Genomic DNA, 19,367 nt, shown 5'->3' with positions numbered 1-19,367 from the left:
TTCGATCGGGGGCGGGCCGTCCGTCGTTCGCGCCGCGGGCGCTCAGCGCGTGCGGCCCTCCATCTGAGCGGGTGCGACGCCCTCGCGCTCGAACAGGCCGCGGTGCAGCAGGCCCCCGATGAGTCCGCCCACGAGTGGGAACACGATGAAGACCCAGAGCTGCCCCAGCGCCAGCCCGCCCCCGTAGACGGCCGTCGCGATCGACCGGGCCGGGTTCACGCTGGTGTTGTCGATCGGGATCGAGGCCAGGTGGATGAAGGTGAGCGTGAGCCCGATGGCGAGCCCTGCGAAGCCCGCCGTGCCCCGCTGCGGATGCGTGACGCCCAGGATCACCATCACGAAGATCCCGGTGAAGAGGATCTCGGCCGTGACGGCGGCGCCGAACCCGAATCCGCCCGGAGACAGCTCGCCCCAACCGTTGCTCGCGAAGCCGGCGTTCTGCGCGTCCGGGAGCCAGCCGCCCGGCCCGAACACGCCGATGAGGACGAGGAAGGTCGTGGCCACGAGGCCGCCGACGATCTGCGCGATGACGTAGCCGGTGACGTCCTTCCACGCGAACCGGCCCGCCGCGGCGAGCCCGAACGTCACGGCGGGGTTGAAGTGGCCGCCCGAGATCGGGCCCCACGTGTAGATACCCGCCAGCAGCGTCAGGCCGAACGCCAGGGCGACGCCGATGAATCCGACGCCGAGCGACGTGCCGTTGGCACCCGTTCCGAAGTCGCTGGCGAACAGGGCGGTGCCGATCGATCCGAAGACGAGCAGGAAGGTGCCGAGGGCCTCGGCGACGAGCTTGTTCGCGGTGGTGAATTCGGGGGTATCCGACATGGCGGACTCCTTTCCTCGCCGCGAGAGTACCGTCCCGCATCGCCTGGGCGCCGCAGCGGCGCGGCGGCGGCCCGCGTGTCAGAGCCGGCCGGCCGCCTTGAGGGCGAGGTAGCGGTCGGCGATCCGAGGCGGGAGCGCGTCGGGGCCGCCCGTGATCGACTCGCCGCCAGCGCGCGCGATCGCCCCCGCCACGAGCGCGGCGTCGTGCCCGGCGCGCGCCGATGCCGCGGCGCGGTACACGTCCAGCGCGTCAGGGCGCTCGGGTGCCTCGGGCTCATCCTCGGTCACCGCCCCCACCAGGACGTGCGTGCGCGCGGTCAGCGCCGGCAGCGAGCCGAGGAACCCCCGCGCGGCGTCGGGTGCGTCCTGCGCGGTGAGGATCACGACCAGGGACGGCCTCGAGGTCAGCGACCGTGTCGCGGCGAACGCCGCATCCCAGTCGGTGTCGATCAGCTGCGGCTCGACGGGCGCCATCGCCTCCACGAGCGCCGGCAGCAGCCCGGGGCCGTCCACGCGGGTCACGCGCGCCCGCACGACCCGGTCGAACATCAGCAGATGGACGTGATCCCCGGCCCGCGCGGCGAGGGCGGCCAGCAGCAGCGCCGCCTCCATCGCCGCATCCAGCCGCACGCCGTCGCCCACGCGGGCGGCCGCCGTCCGCCCGGTGTCGATGACGATGACGACATGCCGATCGCGTTCGGGCCGCCACGTGCGCAGCATCGTCGTGCCCGCACGGGCGGTGGCCCGCCAGTCGATGGAGCGCACGTCGTCGCCGCGCACGTACTCGCGCAGGCTGTCGAACTCCGTGCCGCGACCGCGCACCTGGACGCTGGTGTTGCCGTCGAGTTCGCGCAGCCGGGCCAGGCGCGACGGGAGGTGCCGGCGTGCGGTGAACGGCGGCAGCACGCGGATCGCACCGCGCGAGACGAGCGACGCCTGGCGCCCGGCCAGCCCGAGCGGCCCCGCCGAGCGCAGCGTGACGAACTCGCTGGCCAATTCGCCCCGGCGACGGGGGAGCAGCGGCACCTCGACCTCGCGCGACTCGCCCGGCGGCACGACGATGCGGGCCCGCGCGCCGGGGGCGCCCGCCGTCGGCTGCCACGCGTCGCGCACGCGCAGCCGCGCGGTGCGCGCGCCGATGTTGCGCACTCGCAGCGTCGTGCGCACGGGCTCCCCGCGACGGGCCCGGTGCGGGATGTCGCGCTCGAGTCGCACCAGGCGCGGGTCGGGTGCGGCCGCGGCATCCGCGAGCGTGGCGACGCCTGAGACGGCGACCCACCCCGCCATCGCGAGCCACGCGTCGACGCCTGCGACCGACAGCAGCACGACCGGCAGCGCGCCGAGCGCGACGAGCAGGGGGAGGCGGGCGGTGACGTACATCGTCAGATCGGCACGCGCGTCTGCTGCACGACCGAGCCGAGCACCGCGTCCACCGACACCCCTTCGAGCTCGGCGTCGGGCCGCAGCCGGATCCGGTGCCGCCATGTCGGCACGAGCATCGTCTGGACGTGATCCGGCGTGATGGCGGGATAGCCGCCGAGCCACGCCCAGGCTTTGGCCGCGGCCAGCAGGGCGGTCGACGCACGCGGGCTCACGCCCAGCTGCACCGAGGGGCTGCGCCGGGTCGCCTGCGCGAGGTCGACGACGTATCCGAGGACCGCGTCGGAGACCGAGACCGATGCCGCCGCCCGCTGGGCGGCCCGGATCTCGTCGGCCGTGATGACGCGGCCCACGCCGGCTGCGGCCAGGTCGTGCGGATCGAACCCGGCCGCGTGGCGGCGCAGCACCGTGAGCTCGGCGTCCCGCGCCGGCAGATTCACGACGAGCTTGATCAGGAAGCGGTCCAGCTGCGCCTCGGGCAGCGTGTAGGTGCCTTCGTGCTCGATGGGGTTCTGCGTCGCGGCCACCAGGAACGGGTCGGGGAGCGCGCGCGTCACGCCGTCCGTCGAGACCTGGCGCTCCTCCATCGCCTCCAGGAGCGCGGCCTGGGTCTTCGGCGGCGTCCGGTTGATCTCGTCGGCGAGCACGATGTGGGTGAAGACGGGTCCCTCGCGGAACTCGAACTCCCCGCTGCGCGCGTCGTACACGAGCGATCCCGACACATCGCCGGGCATGAGGTCGGGGGTGAACTGGATGCGTCGCGTGTCCAGCCCCAGGGCGCTGGACAGCGCGCGGACGAGCAGCGTCTTCGCGACGCCGGGCACGCCCTCCAGCAGCACGTGGCCGCGCGCGAGCAGCGCGATCAGCAGCCCGGTGACCGTCCCGTCCTGGCCGACGACGGCCTTGCCCACCTCGGTGCGCACACGGTTCATGGCCTCGCGGAGCGCGGCGTCGTCGAGGGCGGGGCCGGCGCTGGTGTCGGTCATTCGGCGTTCCTTTCGCGTGGGGCGTCGGCGCGCACGACGGCGCGCACGGCCTGCTCGAGATGGCGCAGCCGCTCGTCGAGGGCGACGAGCTCGGCGTCGCCGTCGGGGGTCTGCTCGATCAGGATGCCGCGCACCGTGCGCGGATCCCATCCGGACACGGCGGCCGCCGCATCGGCGATCTGGTCGGCGGATGCCGCGGGTCCCAGCCCCAGCATCCCGGCCAGGCGGTCGGCGGTGCCGCGCCGCAGCTGGTCGGCGGCGTGGGCGGCGTCGCCGGAGCGCTCGTACAGCCGCGCGCGCCCCTCGGTCGTCTCCGCCGCGCGCACGGTCACCGGCAGCCGCTCGGACACGAGCGGCCCGAAGCGGCGGCCGCGCCACAGTGCGGCCGCTGCGCCGGCCGCGAGCAGCAGCACGATCACGGGGCTCACCCACGGCGGCGTCAGGTCGCCGAGCGAGGGCGACGTGTCGACGAGGTCGGTGTCGGCGGGGTTCGGGACGTACCACACGACGGTGTCGTGGCGGGCGAGCAGGTTCACCGCCAGAGCGGCGTTGCCGTCCGCGGCCAGGACGTCGTTCGCCAGGATCGCACGGGCGTCGAGCGCGGCGATGCGTCGTCCGTCCTCCTCTGCGACGAGCAGGCCGTACCCGGGGCCGGACGGGTAGCAGGCCGTCGTGTCGGCGCGGGCGACGTAGACGGCGCCGGGGACGACGCCGCCGGCGCGGGAGGCCTCGGGCAGCGCGCATCCCGGCTCGGCGAGGGCGTCATCGCCTTCGCCGGCGAGCGCCGACCCCGTCGCCAGGAGAGCGAGCGTGCGGGCGCGCGGGTCCAGCAGCACGACGTCCGCGGCCGGCTCGGCCAGATCGTCCAGGGCCCGGTCCGACAGTGCCGGGGCGTCGGGCAGGGCGAGCGTCGCGGGGCCTGCGGCCAGTGCGTCGGCGGCCGCCTGCCGGTCGCGGGCGATGGTCACCTCGATGCCGTGATCGCGCAGCACCTCGACGATCGCGCGCGTGCCCGCCGGGCCGGCCGACTCCGGGTCCAGCGCGCCGCGCTGGCTCCACGCGTAGAGGCCCGACAGCCATGCGCCGACACCGCCGACGACCAGCAGGACGGCGCCGATCACGATCCAGGTCGCCACGGCGCGCCGCCGCGGCGGCCGGTGCACGGTCCGCGCGGCGGGTGCGCGCGTCGCGGCCGCGCTCATGCCGGCTCCTCGGCGAGCACGGCGAGCACGGCGGGCCCGGCCGCCACGACCGCGGCGTCGGCGTCTGCCACGACCCGGTAGAGCTGCTCGGTGCCCGGTCGGCGCAGATAGCGGACGTCGTCGAACGCCGTGGCCGCCTGCTCGAGCGCGTCGGCGTGCGCCGGGAAGACCCGACCGGCGGCGCGCGCGAAGGCGTGCACCGTGGCACCGGGCGGCGTGTGCACGACGCCGCGCTCCACGGTGCCACGCGCGAGGGCGCGGAAGCGCAGCACGATCGCCTCGTCCCATCGCGCGAGCCCCGCCGCGCCGGCTGCGTCGGCGCGCAGCCGCGCCGCGGAGCGCGCTTCGTCCTCGCCGAACAGCGGCATCACCGCGTGATGCGCCCGCGGGGTCGCGCGGGGGATCCCCCAGATGAGGAACGCCGCGACGATCACGACGATCACGACGCCGGCGGCGACCAGCGCCAGTGTCGCGCCCAGTTGACCGGGGACCTCCGCCGAGAAGAGATTCGCGAACCATTCGCCGACCGCCTGCGCGAAGCGGTCGAACGCGGTCGGGCGCGCCTGCTCGTACACCGGGTCGGCGAGTTCGCGGTGCGCCCACTCGCGGGCCTCGTCACCGTCGGGGATGAGGGGTGCCGCGGCTGCCGCGAGCGCCCGCAGGCCGGTCAGCGCCACGCGCCGCCCTCGTCGTCGCCCGGCGCCGCCCACCGTGTGGACTCCGGCGCGCTCTCGGCAGCGGGCGCGTCGGCGTCCGCGGACCCTCTCGTGGCGTCGTGTGCGCCGGGCGCGCCCTCCGAGGCAGGGGGCGGGGCGGCCGGCGCGGGCGGTGCCGCCGCGGCGGGGGCGGCCGACGCCCCAGGGTGCGGGTGCGCCGCGGCATGCGGATATGCGGCAGGGTAGGGCGGCGCCGCAGGGTACGGCGGCGCCGAGCCGTATGCCGGCGGCGCCGGGTACGGGACCTGCCCGGTCGGCGACGCGGGCGCGTACGGGCCGGGAGCGAAGGCGCCCGCACCGTACGGTCCCGGCATGGGACGCGCGAAGGCGCGCCCGATCCCCTGCCGGTACGGATCGGGCAGGTCGGCGGCGCCGGCGTCCCGCCGCTCCACGTAGGCCAGCAGGTCCAGATCCAGGCCCTCGCGCCGCATCCGGCAGTCGATGTAGATGATCGCGGTCGCGGTGGACTGCACCACCACGGCGACCGCCTGCACGAGCAGCGTCACCGCCTGCGACAGCAGCAGTGTCACGACCGTGGCGATCAGCGCGCTCGCATCGGCGGAGCCGGTGGGGGCGATGATCGCCGTGAGCCCCGTGGACAGCAGGGCGAAGGGGACGTTGACGACCTGGCCGATGGTGCCGAAGATCACCGCCAGGAGGACGATGATCCCCAGTGCCGGCCAGAAGCGGCCCCGGATCAGCGTCCAGGAGCGTCCGAGGGCCTCGCGGATCGTGGCCCGCTCGAGGATGATCGCGGCGGGGACGAGGAGCAGCTTCGTCGACAGCCACAGCGTCAGCGGGATCGCGGCGAGGCCCAGCAGCACTCCGAGGCCGATCCCGACGGCGGGTGCCGCCACGCCCACGGCGACCACGGCGCCGACGACGATCGCGATCATCACCAGCACGCCCAGACTCAGCAGCAGCGTGTAGCCGATCAGGCGCCACACCGACGGGCGCACCTGCCGCCACAGGCTCCGCAGCGAGAGCTTCTCGGCGACGGCGGCGTGCGCGACCTCGGTCACCACGACCCCCTGGACGATCACGCCGATCGCTCCGGCCGCCAGCCCCAGCACGAAGCCCGCCACGAGGACGAGCGCGATCGACCCCGCCATGATCTGATCGAAGTCCTCGCTGCCGGCCGGCACGGTGTCCAGCCTCGTGAAGGCCAGGACGCCGATGCCCCCCACGGCCGCGATGATCAGCAGATATGCCGCGGTCTGGACCACGAGGGCGAAGCCGAGCAGCACGCGCGGGTTCTGGCGCAGCGCCGCGAACGAGCGGCCGAGGATGGCCCCGAACGACAGCGGATGCAGCGGGATGATGCCGGGGCGGGATGCCGGGGTCCAGGCGGGATAGGCGGTCACGGTCGTCCCTTCCTGCGTCGCATCCGAGGCCACCGGACCCACAGATGCGCGATCGGCGTTCGCGGGCCGGATCCCTATCGTGTCACAGCGCCGACGGGCGCGCCCCGGGCCCACCTCCGGCCGGGGTCGACTACTCTGTGGGAAGCGCACGGGGACGGCGCTGGAGCCGCCGTGCCCTCACCCCACGCAAAGGACGACGCAGGCACATGACATCACGGATCCTGGTGGTCGACGACGACACCGCGCTGGCCGAGATGATCGGCATCGTGCTGCGCACGGAGGGGTTCGAGACGGTGTTCTGCGCCGACGGCGCCCGGGCGGTCGAGGCGTGGCGCACCGAGCGTCCGGATCTGATCCTGCTGGATCTCATGCTCCCCGGCATGGACGGCATCGAGGTCTGCACGCAGGTGCGCGCCGAGTCCGGCATCCCGATCATCATGCTCACCGCCCGCACCGACACCGCCGACGTCGTCAAGGGCCTCGAGTCGGGGGCCGACGACTACATGGTCAAGCCCTTCAACCCCAAGGAGCTCGTCGCCCGCATCCGCACGCGGCTGCGCCCCGTGGGCGCCACGGCGACCGAGGTGCTGCGCATCGGCGACCTCGCCGTGGACGTGTCGGCCCACGAGGTGCGGCGCGGCGACGAGCAGATCGCCCTCACTCCGCTCGAGTTCGACCTGCTCGTGGCCCTCGCGTCGAAGCCGCAGCAGGTCTTCACGCGCGAGATGCTGCTCGAGCAGGTGTGGGGCTACCACTACAAGGCCGACACGCGCCTGGTGAACGTCCATGTGCAGCGCCTGCGCGCCAAGGTCGAGCAGGACCCCGACAACCCCTCGATCGTGACGACGGTGCGCGGCGTCGGCTACCGCGCCGGGGCGATCGTCTGAGGCGGGCGTGACCACCGGCGCGACGGCGACCTCGGCGCCGCTGGACTCCTGGCGGGAGTGGCGCGCATGGCCGCGCCGCATCGCCGGGCTGTGGCGCCGCTCGCTGCGCTTCCGCACGCTCGCGGTGACGCTGGGGCTGACGTCGCTGGCGGTGACCGTCGCGTGCGTCTGGATGGCTCTGGCGATCCAGAACGACCTCTTCGACTCGCGCCTGCGGCAGGTGCTCGGCGATGCGATGCGGGCGCAGTCGGCGGCGCAGGCCACCCTCGACAGCGCCGCGACGCAGGGCGACCAGGTCCAGCTGCAGAACGTCATGACGGCGGTGCGCACCGCGATGCAGCAGCAGACCGCCGCCGACATGATGGCGGCATTCCGCATCGGGCCGGCGACCGGCAACGCCCCGCAGGACTGGGCGACCGCGACGTGGGCCGAGGACGTCATCACCGAGGGCATGCGGGATCGCGTGCAGCTCGGCGAGGGGCAGCAGTGGTGGCAGTCCGTGGCGATCCCGGTCGACGGCGGCGGCGAGTTGCCCGGGATCATGGTCGGCCAGCAGCTGGATGTCCCCGGGGTCGGCCCGTACGAGCTGTATCTCGCCTATGACCTCGCCAGCGCATCGCAGACGCTGGGCTTCGTCCACGCCACGCTGTGGTTCTCGGGCGTGGCGCTCGTCGTCCTCATCGGGGGCATCGCCTGGTTCGTGCTGCGGTCGGTGACGATCCCGATCTCCGAGGCCGCAGAGACGAGCGCCCAGCTGGCGGCCGGCGAACTGGGTGTGCGCCTGCCGGTGCGCGGCGAGGACGAGCTGGCGACCCTGGGCCGGTCGTTCAACGCGATGGCCGACAGCATCGAGTCGCAGATCAAGGAGCTCGCCGACCTCTCGCTCGTGCAGCAGCGGTTCGTCTCGGACGTCTCGCACGAGCTGCGCACGCCGCTGACGACGATCCGTCTCGCCGCCGACATGATCAACGACCACCGCGAGGAGTTCGACCCGGCGACCGCCCGGGCCGCCGAGCTGCTGAACGCCCAGGTGGAGCGGTTCGAGACGCTTCTGACGGACCTGCTCGAGATCAGCCGCTACGACGCCGGGTCGGTGCAGCTCGAACTCGAGCCGACCAGCCTCGCCCACCTCGCGGAGGATGTCATCGGCTCGATGCAGCAGCTCGCCGAGCAGCACGGGGTCGATGTGCGTCTGGTGGCGCCCGGCGGGTACACGCCGGTCGACATGGATCCGCGCCGGGTGCGGCGCATCGTCCGCAACCTGCTCGGCAACGCCATCGAGCACGGCGAGCATCGCCCCGTGGTCGTCACGGTCGACAGCAATCAGCACGCCGTCGCGATCGGCGTCCGCGACTACGGGCTCGGCATGCGTCCGCAGGATGCCGAGCGGGTCTTCGACCGCTTCTGGCGGGCGGATCCGTCGCGCAAGCGCACGATCGGGGGGACGGGCCTGGGCCTGTCGATCGCGCTCGGCGACGCGCGTCTGCACGGCGGCACGCTCGCGGTGTGGAGCGAGCCGGGGATCGGCTCGAACTTCGTCCTGACCATCCCGCGCGACCCCGGCTCCCCGCCCGGCCCTTCGCCGATCGGCGCGCAGCCGACGGAGGACACCGCGAGCGGCATCGACGCGCTCGGGCTCACCCAGCCGATCGACACGATCGGGCTCGACGGCGGCGTCGCACGCAGCGGCGCGGCCGGGGGAGGTGCATCGTGAGGGCGCGGCGGTGGGTGGCGGCCGCGGCGGCCGCAGCGCTGGCGCTGGCGCTGTCGGCGTGCGCGGGCCTGCCGACGAGCGGGCCGGTCTATCCGGGTCAGGAGGCGGACTCGTCGAGTGCGCCCGCGGACACGATCTTCCTCCCCGAGCGACCGCAGCCGGGGGCCACGCCGGACGAGATCGTCGACGGCTTCCTGCTGGCCGGCTCCGGCCCCACCGACGGCTGGTCCCGCGCCCGCGAGTACCTGGCGCCGGACTTCGCCGCCGAGTGGCGCCCGGACGTGGGCGTGACCGTGGTGCTCCCGGGCGATCGGGTCTACGACACCGCGGGCGCGGCCGTCGGCGAGGCGGATGACGAGATCGTGGGCGAGTCGACCGTGTCGGTCTCGGTCGTGGCGATCGCGGGCGTCGACGAGCGCGGGACGTACTCGCCGGTGGACGCGGGCACGACGACGCTGGCGTTCTCGCTCGAGGTGCAGGAGGACGGCGAGTGGCGCATCACGCAGGCGCCCGACGGCATCGTGCTGGATCGCGACGTGTTCCCCAGCGTGTACCGCCAGTACTCCGTGTTCTACTTCGACCCGGACTGGGAGTACCTCGTCCCCGACGTGCGCTGGTTCCCGGCGACGAACGCCCCGACGCGCATCGCCGACGCGCTGGTCAACAAGCCGATGGCCGACTGGCTCGCCGAGGCGGTCGTGACCAGCTTCCCCGAGGGGGTCACGGCGCGTGCCGCGGTCCCGGTGGATTCGGGTGTCGCCCAGGTCGAACTCGACGACACCGCCCTCGCGGTGGATCCGGCGACGCTGGACCGCATGCTCACGCAGCTGCAGGCGAGCCTGGCCACCGCAGGGGTCAGCCGTGTGGAGATGTCGGTCGCCCAGGCCCCGCTGCAGGCCGAGCGCGTCGAGACCCGGTCCACGCGCGTGTCGGGTCCGCCGCTGGTGCTCACCGCGGACGGCTTCGGGCTGCTGGCCGCCGACGAGCTGACCCCCCTCGAAGGACTGAGCGACGTCGTGCCCGGGCTCGAGCCGACGGCCGTCGAGGTCACCGCCGAGCGGGCGGTGGCTGCCGTGAAGGCGGGCGACGGCAGTGTGCACCGCGTCGGCGACACCGGCACGGACGAGGTCGTCGACCGGCGCAGCAGGCTCGTGGACCCCACCGTCGACCCGGCCGGGGCCGTGTGGAGCGTGCCCCGCACCGAACCGGGGGCGCTCGTCGCCGTGACCCGCGACGGCACGCGGATCGAGATCGCCAACGCCCTCACGGGAGCCGCGGGCGTGTCCGCGATCGCCGTCTCCCGCGACGGCACGCGCCTCGCCGCCGCCGTGCTGGTCGGCTCGCGCGTGGAGCTGTGGAGCGCCGGCGTGGTGCGCGACGCCGACGCGGTGCCGCGCTCCCTCGGTGATCCGATCGTGCTCGGCGTCCTGGACGGACCGGTGTCGGACATCGCGTGGCTGGACGACGTCACCGTCGGCGCCGTGACCGCGGGCGAGGACACCGCCGTGGTGTCCGATCAGATCGTCGGCGGGCCGACGTCCTCGGTCGCCGCGCCCGCGGAGGTCGTCGCGCTCGCGGGAGGGCCGACGCCGGCGACCGTGCGACTGCGCACCGAGGACGACACGCTGCTGGTGCGCCGCGGCGCGAACTGGCAGGAGTCCGCGACGGGCGTGCTCGTGCTGGCGACGCAGCAGGGCACTCCCGGGTAGTCCTCCCCAGCCCGCTCGAGCGGCGCATCCGCCCACGGATGCCGGCGCGCCGACGTCCCGGCGCGTCCTGCGCGGGAGGCTGTGCGCATGCGTGACGCGGGCGGGTGGGCGGGGTCGGTGGGCCGGGCCGTGACCGACGCCTTCGCGCTGCTGATCCCCGTCGAGTGCGCCGGCTGCGGCGTCGCCGATGCGGCGGTGTGCGAGGCGTGCCGGGCCCGGATGGTGCCGCGCGTGCGCGGGCTCACGACCCCCGGCGGACTCCGCGTCCGGTCGGGGCTGACCTTCGACGGCGCCGTCGCCCGGGCGATGCGCGTGCTCAAGAGCGACGGCCGCGTGGGGCTGGCGCACTCGTTCGCGCCGGCGCTGCGGGCAGCGGCGTCCGCTCTCGATGCGCCGCGTGACGCCGTGTTCGCCGCGGTCCCCACATCGGCCGAGGCCTATCGGCGGCGCGGCTACCGCGTGCCGGACCTCGTCGCCGCGCGCGCCGGCCTCCCCATGCGCCGCGTCCTGCGCCCCGCGCGCGCCACCGCCGACCAGCGCGGGCTCGACCGCGCGGGCCGTCTCGGCAACGTCCGGGGGAGCGTGCGGGCCCGCCCGGCGGCGGGTCTGCGGGTCGTGATCGTCGATGACGTCATGACGACGGGCGCGACGCTCGACGAGGCGGCGCGCGCGATCCGTGCCGCCGGAGGCGTCGTGCTGGGCGCCGCCGTGATCGCCGACACACCGCGCCGGGCCGCCGCGCGCGGCGCCGGCGGACAAGGGGACGAAGGTCCTGTCACACGGCCGATTCGTGCGTGACACGGCGGCCCCTCAGAGTTACGGTGGGGGGATCAAGGCGACTGAAGGTCCGCCCTTGACCGGGTGGACCGGAACAAGGAGGTCAGGGATGGAAACCAGCATCGTCGGCGTGGGAGTGGGGATTTCGGATCGCTTCCGCTCGGTCGTCGCAGAGAAGGCCACCCGCATCGAGCACCTCGCTCCCCGCGCTCAGCGCGTCGACATCAAGGTCACCCACCGCGCGTACCACAACGGTCGCATGGAGGACGAGACCGTCGAGCTGACCGTCAACGGCAAGGGTCCGATCGTCCGGGCGGAGGCCACGGACGGCGACAAGTTCACCGCGCTGGACCTCGCGGTCGACAAGCTGTGCGAGCAGCTGCGTCGCGCGAAGGACAAGCGCGTCGACGCGCGCAACCACCCGCGCGGGGCGAAGTACCACAAGGACACCGGGTCGCTTCAGGGCATCGACGTCCAGCCGGCGTCCGCGGACGTCCTCCGCGCCGTCTCGACGGGGGAGATCCCCGTCATGGAGGGCGACGAGAGCGAGGAGGAGTACACCCCCGTCGTCATCCGCACGAAGGAGTTCGACGCCGAGTGGATGACCGTCGAAGAGGCGGTCGACCGCATGGAGCTGGTCGGGCACGACTTCTTCCTCTTCGTCGACGCCCGCACCGATCACCCCAGCGTGGTCTACCGCCGCAAGGGGTGGGACTACGGTGTGATCTCGCTGACGACGCAGGCGCCGCCTGAGCAGGAGCTGGCTTCGTAGGCCCACAACCTCCGACGCCCCGGCCCGCAGAGCGGGCCGGGGCGTCGTCGTCAGTCGAAGATGCCGTCGAGGATGCTGCCGATCACGAGGCCGCCGAGGATGCCGCCCATCAGGTCGTTCCCGCCGCGCCGGCCGCCGCCCCACCCCGCCTGCGGTCCTCCCCACTGGTTCGGGTCCTGCGGGCGCGACCGGTCGATGTCGCGCTGAGCCAGCTGCAGCGCCTCGCTCGCGAGGAACGCCGCCCGCCGGGCCTTCTCGAAGGCCTGCTCGCGCAGATCCTCGTCGATCGCCGTCGCGGCGGCGGCCGAGGCGCCCAGGTGCCTGTCCAGATCCACGCGCACCCGTTCGGCCTCGGCCAGGCGCGTGCGAGCATCGGCCCCGATCCAGCCGCGGTGGCCGGCGATCACGTCGCGCGCGACCGCGAGCTGGCGGTCGGCGTCGTCGATGGCGTGCCGGACGTGCTCGAGCGGCGGCACCGGGCGCGCCGCGCGCTCGCGCGCGGCGGAGATGGCGCTGTCGAGGGCGGCGTTCGCCTCGCGCAGACGCGTCAGATGCTCGAACGGATCGGTGTTGACGCCGGCCGGGGGAAGCGCAGCCAGCGCGGCGTGGAGCGCGACGATCGCGTCGGTGACCGCGGGCGACGCGGGCTCCTTGATGGCCTCCGCGAGGTCCTCGCGGGAGTCCTCCACGATCGCGGTCAGGGTCGACTCGGCGCGGAGTGCCTCGATCTCGAAGGACTCGATGGCATCCAGCAGCGTCTCGGCACGGCGCGCCGACTCGGTGGCGGCCTCCAGCGCCGTGTTGGCGTGCTCGCGCGCTCCGGCGTCGCGGCGACGCTCGGCGACTCCCGCGCTGTGCTCCGCGAATCCGAGGAGCTGTTCGGCCTCGGCCGGGTTCGCGGCGATCTTGGCCATGGCGCCCTCGGAGTAGCGCGCCGACAGCCTCTGGACGGTCGCCCGTGCGGCCGGCAGCTGCGCCCGCAGCCGCTCGGCGTCACGGCGCACGCCGTCGATGATCGCGGGCGCGCGGCGAGCCCGTTCGATGGGCTCCTCCAGCGCCGCGGTGCGGTCGTCGAGCAGATCCTCGGCCCATTCGCACAGCTGCACGATGCGGGCGTTGCGGGTGCGCAGCTCCTCGGGGGTGTCGGGGATCTCGTCGTGATTGAGCTGGTGCAGGTGGAAGGCCTCGCCCAGATGCGTGCGGACGGCGTCGAGTGCCTCGCGCAGATCCTTCGTCGCGTTCGGGCCGAGCTCCGCTTCGGCGAAGGCGAGCTCGTCGGTGGTGAGGCGGATGCGCTCGTCCGCGGCGACCAGCACCTTTCCGGCGCGCCGGGCGAGATCGGCGTCCTGCGCCTGCAGCTGTTCGTCCTCGCGCTTGCGTCTGCCCCAGAATCCGGCCATGTCTTCGATCCTACGAAAGCGCGCGAAGCGCTCCGTCCGGGTTCGCTGTGAGCGCGCCGCGAGTCGTCCCGGCTCCGCGCGTCAGCGGTCGTCCCGACGGCGCGGCGGTCGCTCGCCGCGGTCGTACCGGTCGCCGCGCTCGCGACGGTCTCCCTTGTCCGCGTATCCGCGGGACCGCCCCGAGGGGCCGCCGGTATCCAGCCGCATCTCGATGAGGCGCCCGGAGATCCGCGTGTCGGTCAGACGGTCCAGAGTGTCGCGCGGCAGGTCCGCGGGCAGCTCGACCAACGAGAACTCCGGCCGGATCTGGATGCGGCCGAAGTCGTCGCGGCGCAGGCCGCCTTCGTTCGCGAGTGCGCCCACGATCTGGCGCGGCTCGACGCGATGGCGCTTGCCCACGGCGATCCGGTACGTCGCGTAACCCGCCTTCGGCTCGCGCTCGCGCCGCGGCTCGCGCGGGCCGCGGTCGCCGCGGTCGCCCCGGTCGTCGTGGTCGCGCTGCCGACGCGGGCGCTCGGCCGGCTCGGGGTCGGGCTCGAGCAGCAGCGGCGTCTCGCCCTGGGCGACGATCGCGAGTGCGGCCGCGACATCGACCTCGGGCACGTCGTGGTGGCTCACGTAGTGGGCGACGATGTCGCGGAACCGGTCGACGCGCTCGGACTCGGTCAGCGCGGCGCTGATGCGGTCGTCGAAGCGCGACAGGCGGGTCTCGTTCACCTCGTCGACGCTCGGCAGGTTCATCTCGGTGAGCTCCTGCCGCGTCGCCTTCTCGATCGCGCGCACGAGCCAGCGCTCCTTCGGCGTGACGAAGCTGATGGCGTCGCCCGAGCGGCCGGCGCGGCCCGTGCGGCCGATGCGGTGGACGTAGGACTCGGTGTCGGTCGGGATGTCGTAGTTGACCACGTGCGAGATGCGCTCGACATCCAGGCCCCGCGCGGCGACGTCCGTGGCGACCAGGATGTCGAGCTTGCCGGACTTCAGCTGGTTCACGGTCTTCTCGCGCTGGGCCTGCACGATGTCGCCGTTGATGGCGGCGGCGGAATAGCCGCGGGCGCGCAGCTTCTCGGCGATCTCCTCGGTGACGCTGCGGGTTCGTCCGAACACGATCATGCCGTCGAAGTTCTCGACCTCGAGGATGCGGGTGAGCGCGTCCATCTTCTGCTGCCAGGCCGTGATGAGGTACCGCTGCGTGATGCTCGCCGATGTCGTCGTCTTCGTCTTGACGGTGATCTCTTCGGGCTCGTTCAGGTACTGCTTCGACATGCGCCGGATCGTGGCCGGCATGGTCGCCGAGAACAGGGCCACCTGCTTGGTGTCGGGGGTCTCGGCGAGGATCGTCTCGACGTCCTCGGCGAAGCCCATCTTGAGCATCTCGTCGGCCTCGTCCAGCACGAGGTACTGCAGTTCGGAGAGGTCGAGCGTGCCCTTCTCGAGATGATCGATGATGCGGCCCGGCGTGCCGACGACGATGTGAACGCCGCGCCGCAGGGCCGACAGCTGGACGCCGTAGCCCTGTCCGCCGTAGACCGGGAGGACGTGCACGCCCTTGAGGTGCCCGGCGTACTTCTCGAACGCCTCGCACACCTGCAGCGCGAGCTCGCGCGTCGGGGCGAGCACCAGCGCCTGCGGGTTCTTCTGCGACACGTCGAGGCGGTCGACGATCGGAAGCGCGAACGCGGCCGTCTTGCCGGTGCCCGTCTGCGCCATGCCCACGACATCGCGCCCCTCGAGAAGCGTCGGGATCGTCGCGGCCTGGATGGCTGACGGCGTCTCGTACCCGATCCCGCGGAGGGCCTTGAGCACGGGCTCGCTCAGGCCGAGGTCTGCGAATGTCTTCTCGGCGGGCTCGGCGGGAGCCTCGGCCTCGATCGGGGCGTCGGTTTCAGTCACAGTTCAGGGTAGTGCGCCGCGCCTGTGAGGCGCCAGGACGCCCGGGGCCGCCGGCGCGTGCCGTGGACCGGTCGCGCGTGCCGTCAACCGGTCGCGCGTGCCGTCAGCGGACGACGGCGGCGTCATCCGCCTTCGCGGGTCGTCCGCGCCGCGGGCGCTCGGTCGACGGCGCCAGGGCCATCTCGCGCCTCGGGTGCGTCGCGAGGGCCCGCTCGGTGCGCTCCAGCCACCGCACCTCCGCCTCGGCGGCGAAGATCATCGCGTCCGCGACGATCGAGCGCGCCAGCTCCTCCGGGTCCTCGGAGGCGTCCGCACCCGACGTGCGCTGCAGGGCGCGGAGCCGGGCGACGGAGGCGTCGCGCTGCGTCCGGATCAGCTCGCCCACGTCGACGCCCGGCAGCGTCGCGGCGACGGCGAGCTTGATCGCCAGCTCGTCCCGCGTGCCCTGGCCGCGCGGGACGGGGGAGTCCAGCCACCGCCGGTTCTCGGCGCGACCGGCATCCGTGATGGCCCAGAAGACGTGCCCCTGGGCGTCGATCTCGCCCTTGGTGACCAGGCCGTCGCGCTCGAGGCGATCGAGGGTGTTGTAGATCTGCCCGACGTTCAGCGGCCACGTCGACCCGGTGCGGCGATCGAACTCCGCCCGCAGCTGGTACCCGTAGCACGGGCCCTGGTCCAGGATCGCCAGCAGGCTCTGCCGCACCGACATCGTCGTCTCCGTCTCGTCTCGGGTATCTGCTTGCCGAGTATATGCATACCGGGAAATGGGGGATGACCTCGCGCTCACCCGACGCTCAGATCACAGAGAGGTAACATGGGCGGGTATGCCCGTGGGGCGCCCGACGGCGTGCGCGGGATCGGCGGCTCCGTCCGCCCCCACAGCCCGACAGATGGAGAAACTCCGTGGCAAACCCTCTCGAGAAACTGCTCCGCGCCGGCGAGGGCCGCATCCTCCGGCGCCTCCACCACGTGGTGAAGGCCGTGAACGAGCTCGAAGAGGACTACTCGCAGCTCACGGATGAGGAGCTGCGCAACGAGACCGTCGAGCTGCGCGCCCGCTATGAGGCCGGCGAGACGCTCGACCGCCTGATGCCCGAGGCGTTCGCGGCCGTCCGCGAGGCGGGCAAGCGAACGCTCGGCCAGCGCGGCTACGACGTCCAGATCATGGGCGGCGCCGCCCTCCACCTCGGCAACATCGCCGAGATGAAGACCGGTGAGGGCAAGACCCTGACCGCCGCATTCCCGGTCTACCTCAACGCGATCGCGGGCCAGGGCGTGCACGTCGTCACCGTCAACGACTTCCTCGCGAGCTACCAGTCCGAGCTCATGGGCCGCATCTACCGCGCGCTCGGCATGACCACCGGGACGATCGTCGCCGGTCAGACCCCCGACGTGCGGCGCGAGCAGTACAACGCCGACATCACGTACGGCACGAACAACGAGTTCGGCTTCGACTACCTGCGCGACAACATGGCCTGGCGCCGGGAGGACCTCGTCCAGCGCGGTCACTTCTTCGCGATCGTCGACGAGGTCGACTCGATCCTGATCGACGAGGCCCGCACGCCGCTGATCATCTCGGGTCCGTCGTCGGGCGAGGCCAACCGCTGGTTCATGGAGTTCGCCAAGATCGCGCGCACCCTCGAGGCCGGCGTCGACTACGAGGTCGACGAGAAGAAGCGCACCATCGGCGTGCTCGAGCCCGGCATCGAGAAGGTCGAGGACTACCTCGGGATCGACAATCTGTACGAGTCGGCGAACACGCCGCTGATCTCGTTCCTGAACAACTCGATCAAGGCCATCGCGCTGTTCAAGCGAGACACCGACTACGTGGTGATGAACGACGAGGTCATGATCGTCGACGAGCACACCGGCCGCATCCTGGTCGGCCGCCGCTACAACGAGGGCATCCACCAGGCGATCGAGGCCAAGGAGGCCGTTCCGGTCAAGGCCGAGAACCAGACGCTGGCGACCGTGACGCTGCAGAACTACTTCCGTCTCTACGACAAGCTCGCCGGCATGACCGGAACCGCCGAGACCGAGGCGGCAGAGTTCATGTCGACCTACGACCTCGGCGTCGTGCCGATCCCGACGAACAAGCCGATGATCCGCAAGGACCAGGCCGACCTGGTGTACAAGAACGAGCAGGCCAAGTTCGCCCAGGTCGTCGAGGACATCGTCCTGCGCCACCAGGCCGGCCAGCCGGTCCTCGTGGGCACCGTCAGCGTCGAGAAGAGCGAGTACCTGTCGCGACTGCTGGCGAAGAAGGGCATCAAGCACGAGGTGCTCAACGCCAAGAACCACGCTCGCGAGGCCGAGATCGTCGCGCGAGCCGGACGCCTCGGGGCGGTCACGGTCGCGACGAACATGGCCGGTCGAGGCACCGACATCATGCTCGGCGGCAACGCGGAGTTCCTCGCCGTCCAGGAGATGCGGGCCAAGGGGCTGGACACCGTCGAGACCCCCGACGAGTACGAGGCCGCGTGGGACGACGTCTACAACGCCACGCGCGACGTGGTGGCCGCCGAAGCCGAGAAGGTCATCGAGGCGGGCGGCCTGTACGTGCTCGGCACGGAGCGCCACGAGTCGCGCCGCATCGACAACCAGCTGCGCGGTCGCTCGGGACGCCAGGGCGACCCGGGTGAGAGCCGCTTCTACCTCTCGCTGACCGACGACCTGATGCGCCTGTTCCAGTCGGGCGCCGCCGAGGCGATCCTGGCCCGCACGAACTTCCCCGACGACGTCGCGATCGAGTCCGGCATGGTCTCGCGCGCCATCAAGAGCGCACAGGCGCAGGTCGAGTCCCGCAACGCCGAGATCCGCAAGAACGTCCTGAAGTACGACGACGTCCTCAACCGGCAGCGCGAGGCGATCTACTCCGACCGCCGTCACATCCTGCACGGCGACGACATCGCCGACCGCGTGCAGCACTTCGTCGAGGACGCCGTGTACGCCGTCATCGACGACCACACCGGCGCCGGCCACAACGAGAGCTGGGACTTCGACGCGCTGTGGACCGAGCTGAAGACGCTGTATCCGGTCGGCGTCACGATCGACGAGGTCGTCTCGGAAGCGGGCACGAAGGGCCGCATCACCGCCCTCGGGCTCAAGCGCGAGCTGCTCTCGGACGCGCGGATCGCCTACGGCAAGCGCGAGGACACGCTCGGCGAGGAGGCCATGCGCGAGCTCGAGCGCCGCGTCGTGCTGCAGGTCCTCGACCGCCGCTGGCGCGACCACCTCTACGAGATGGACTACCTCAAGGACGGCATCGGCCTGCGGGCGATGGCCCAGCGCGACCCGCTCATCGAGTACCAGCGCGAGGGCTACCAGATGTTCCAGGCCATGATGGGCCAGATCAAGGAGGAGTCGGTCGGCTACCTGTTCAACCTCGAGGTCGAGGTGCGGCGCGAGGGCACCGGCGAGGGCGAGCAGGTCACGCAGGTCGAGGCGAAGGGCCTGACGGCCCCGGCGCCGGACGGTCAGCGGCTGCAGTACTCGGCGGCCAACGACGCCGGCGAGGTCGAGGTCCGCAACGACCGCGGGCAGGTGCAGCAGGCGGCCACGACGCGCATGCGCCAGGCCGCGGCCGCGGCGGCCCAGGCGCCGCAGCAGCAGGCGGCCGCCGAGCCGCAGGCGCGCGGGGCGTTCGGCCAGCGCACGGATGCCCCCGAGGGCGGCCAGGCGCAGCAGCCCCAGAACCGCGCGCAGCGTCGCGCGGCCGAGAAGCGGCGCTGACGCGGCGGCGCCG

Annotated in this window: 15 protein-coding genes; 6 read left to right on the top strand and 9 right to left on the bottom strand. The window is 73.1% G+C overall.

All coding sequences use genetic code 11. The annotated features are described in order from the left end of the window. Positions 1-42: 42 nt before the first annotated feature. The 6 genes from aqpZ to P0L94_08775 all read right to left on the bottom strand — a co-directional run bounded on the left by aqpZ (position 43) and on the right by P0L94_08775 (position 6,473). Positions 43-825 carry an aquaporin Z gene (aqpZ, locus tag P0L94_08800; GenBank protein WES66162.1) on the bottom strand — a complete coding sequence of 261 codons (783 nt, stop codon included), beginning with the start codon at positions 823-825 and terminating at the stop codon, positions 43-45. A gap of 78 nt (positions 826-903) precedes the next feature. Further along, positions 904-2,205, bottom strand: coding sequence for a DUF58 domain-containing protein (locus tag P0L94_08795; protein ID WES66161.1), 1,302 nt, complete (start codon positions 2,203-2,205; stop codon positions 904-906). A 2-nt stretch (positions 2,206-2,207) separates the two neighbouring features. Continuing rightward, positions 2,208-3,191, bottom strand: a complete 984-nt coding sequence (locus tag P0L94_08790) for a MoxR family ATPase (protein ID WES66160.1) — start codon at positions 3,189-3,191, stop codon at positions 2,208-2,210. Beyond that, positions 3,188-4,393: a DUF4350 domain-containing protein gene (locus tag P0L94_08785; protein WES66159.1), complete on the bottom strand. Its 1,206-nt coding sequence runs from the start codon at positions 4,391-4,393 to the stop codon at positions 3,188-3,190. Before P0L94_08785 ends, P0L94_08790 begins: the two co-directional genes overlap by 4 nt. Next, positions 4,390-5,070 (bottom strand): DUF4129 domain-containing protein, encoded by a 681-nt coding sequence (locus tag P0L94_08780; GenBank protein WES66158.1) that lies wholly within the window; start codon positions 5,068-5,070, stop codon positions 4,390-4,392. The genes P0L94_08785 and P0L94_08780 overlap by 4 nt, the downstream gene beginning before the upstream one ends. After that, entirely contained in the window at positions 5,061-6,473 is a 1,413-nt protein-coding gene (locus tag P0L94_08775; GenBank protein ID WES66157.1) for a glycerophosphoryl diester phosphodiesterase membrane domain-containing protein, read from the bottom strand. Before P0L94_08775 ends, P0L94_08780 begins: the two co-directional genes overlap by 10 nt. 206 nt (positions 6,474-6,679) lie before the next feature. On the opposite strand from P0L94_08775, the gene mtrA reads away from it, so the two are divergent. From mtrA to raiA, 5 genes are all read left to right on the top strand, one after another. Continuing rightward, positions 6,680-7,360: an MtrAB system response regulator MtrA gene (mtrA, locus tag P0L94_08770; protein ID WES66156.1), complete on the top strand. Its 681-nt coding sequence runs from the start codon at positions 6,680-6,682 to the stop codon at positions 7,358-7,360. A 7-nt stretch (positions 7,361-7,367) separates the two neighbouring features. Further along, a complete protein-coding gene (gene mtrB, locus P0L94_08765) occupies positions 7,368-9,074 on the top strand; it encodes an MtrAB system histidine kinase MtrB (GenBank protein ID WES66155.1) in 1,707 nt (568 codons plus the stop codon). After that, complete coding sequence (locus P0L94_08760; GenBank protein ID WES66154.1) at positions 9,071-10,783, top strand: LpqB family beta-propeller domain-containing protein; 1,713 nt, start codon at positions 9,071-9,073, stop codon at positions 10,781-10,783. Before mtrB ends, P0L94_08760 begins: the two co-directional genes overlap by 4 nt. A gap of 87 nt (positions 10,784-10,870) precedes the next feature. Then, positions 10,871-11,581: a phosphoribosyltransferase family protein gene (locus tag P0L94_08755; protein WES66153.1), complete on the top strand. Its 711-nt coding sequence runs from the start codon at positions 10,871-10,873 to the stop codon at positions 11,579-11,581. A gap of 88 nt (positions 11,582-11,669) precedes the next feature. Continuing rightward, the gene (gene raiA / locus P0L94_08750; protein WES66152.1) at positions 11,670-12,332 is read left to right on the top strand and encodes a ribosome-associated translation inhibitor RaiA; all 663 of its coding nucleotides are present in this window, start codon (positions 11,670-11,672) and stop codon (positions 12,330-12,332) included. A 50-nt stretch (positions 12,333-12,382) separates the two neighbouring features. Here raiA and P0L94_08745 read toward each other — a convergent pair whose 3' ends face one another. The 3 genes from P0L94_08745 to P0L94_08735 all read right to left on the bottom strand — a co-directional run bounded on the left by P0L94_08745 (position 12,383) and on the right by P0L94_08735 (position 16,331). Then, positions 12,383-13,732, bottom strand: a complete 1,350-nt coding sequence (locus P0L94_08745) for a hypothetical protein (GenBank protein ID WES66151.1) — start codon at positions 13,730-13,732, stop codon at positions 12,383-12,385. A gap of 81 nt (positions 13,733-13,813) precedes the next feature. Continuing rightward, positions 13,814-15,622, bottom strand: coding sequence for a DEAD/DEAH box helicase (locus P0L94_08740; GenBank protein WES66150.1), 1,809 nt, complete (start codon positions 15,620-15,622; stop codon positions 13,814-13,816). Positions 15,623-15,725: 103 nt separating this feature from the next. Beyond that, entirely contained in the window at positions 15,726-16,331 is a 606-nt protein-coding gene (locus tag P0L94_08735) for a PadR family transcriptional regulator (protein ID WES66149.1), read from the bottom strand. A 194-nt stretch (positions 16,332-16,525) separates the two neighbouring features. On the opposite strand from P0L94_08735, the gene secA reads away from it, so the two are divergent. After that, a complete protein-coding gene (secA, locus tag P0L94_08730) occupies positions 16,526-19,354 on the top strand; it encodes a preprotein translocase subunit SecA (protein WES66148.1) in 2,829 nt (942 codons plus the stop codon). Positions 19,355-19,367: the final 13 nt, after the last annotated feature.

It is taken from the genome of Microbacter sp. GSS18 (genome assembly GCA_029319145.1).
GTDB lineage: Bacteria > Actinomycetota > Actinomycetes > Actinomycetales > Microbacteriaceae > Microbacterium.
This window is presented reverse-complemented; position numbering and strand designations above follow the sequence as displayed.

Excerpts from the sequence above, each read along its gene's own strand:
- P0L94_08785 (WES66159.1), bottom strand. The coding sequence starts at position 4,393 with ATGAGCGCGGCCGCGACGCGCGCACCCGCCGCGCGGACCGTGCACCGG.
- P0L94_08755 (WES66153.1), top strand. The coding sequence starts at position 10,871 with ATGCGTGACGCGGGCGGGTGGGCGGGGTCGGTGGGCCGGGCCGTGACC.
- P0L94_08790 (WES66160.1), bottom strand. The coding sequence starts at position 3,191 with ATGACCGACACCAGCGCCGGCCCCGCCCTCGACGACGCCGCGCTCCGC.
- mtrA (WES66156.1), top strand. The coding sequence starts at position 6,680 with ATGACATCACGGATCCTGGTGGTCGACGACGACACCGCGCTGGCCGAG.
- aqpZ (WES66162.1), bottom strand. The coding sequence starts at position 825 with ATGTCGGATACCCCCGAATTCACCACCGCGAACAAGCTCGTCGCCGAG.
- raiA (WES66152.1), top strand. The coding sequence starts at position 11,670 with ATGGAAACCAGCATCGTCGGCGTGGGAGTGGGGATTTCGGATCGCTTC.
- P0L94_08795 (WES66161.1), bottom strand. The coding sequence starts at position 2,205 with ATGTACGTCACCGCCCGCCTCCCCCTGCTCGTCGCGCTCGGCGCGCTG.
- P0L94_08745 (WES66151.1), bottom strand. The coding sequence starts at position 13,732 with ATGGCCGGATTCTGGGGCAGACGCAAGCGCGAGGACGAACAGCTGCAG.
- P0L94_08735 (WES66149.1), bottom strand. The coding sequence starts at position 16,331 with ATGTCGGTGCGGCAGAGCCTGCTGGCGATCCTGGACCAGGGCCCGTGC.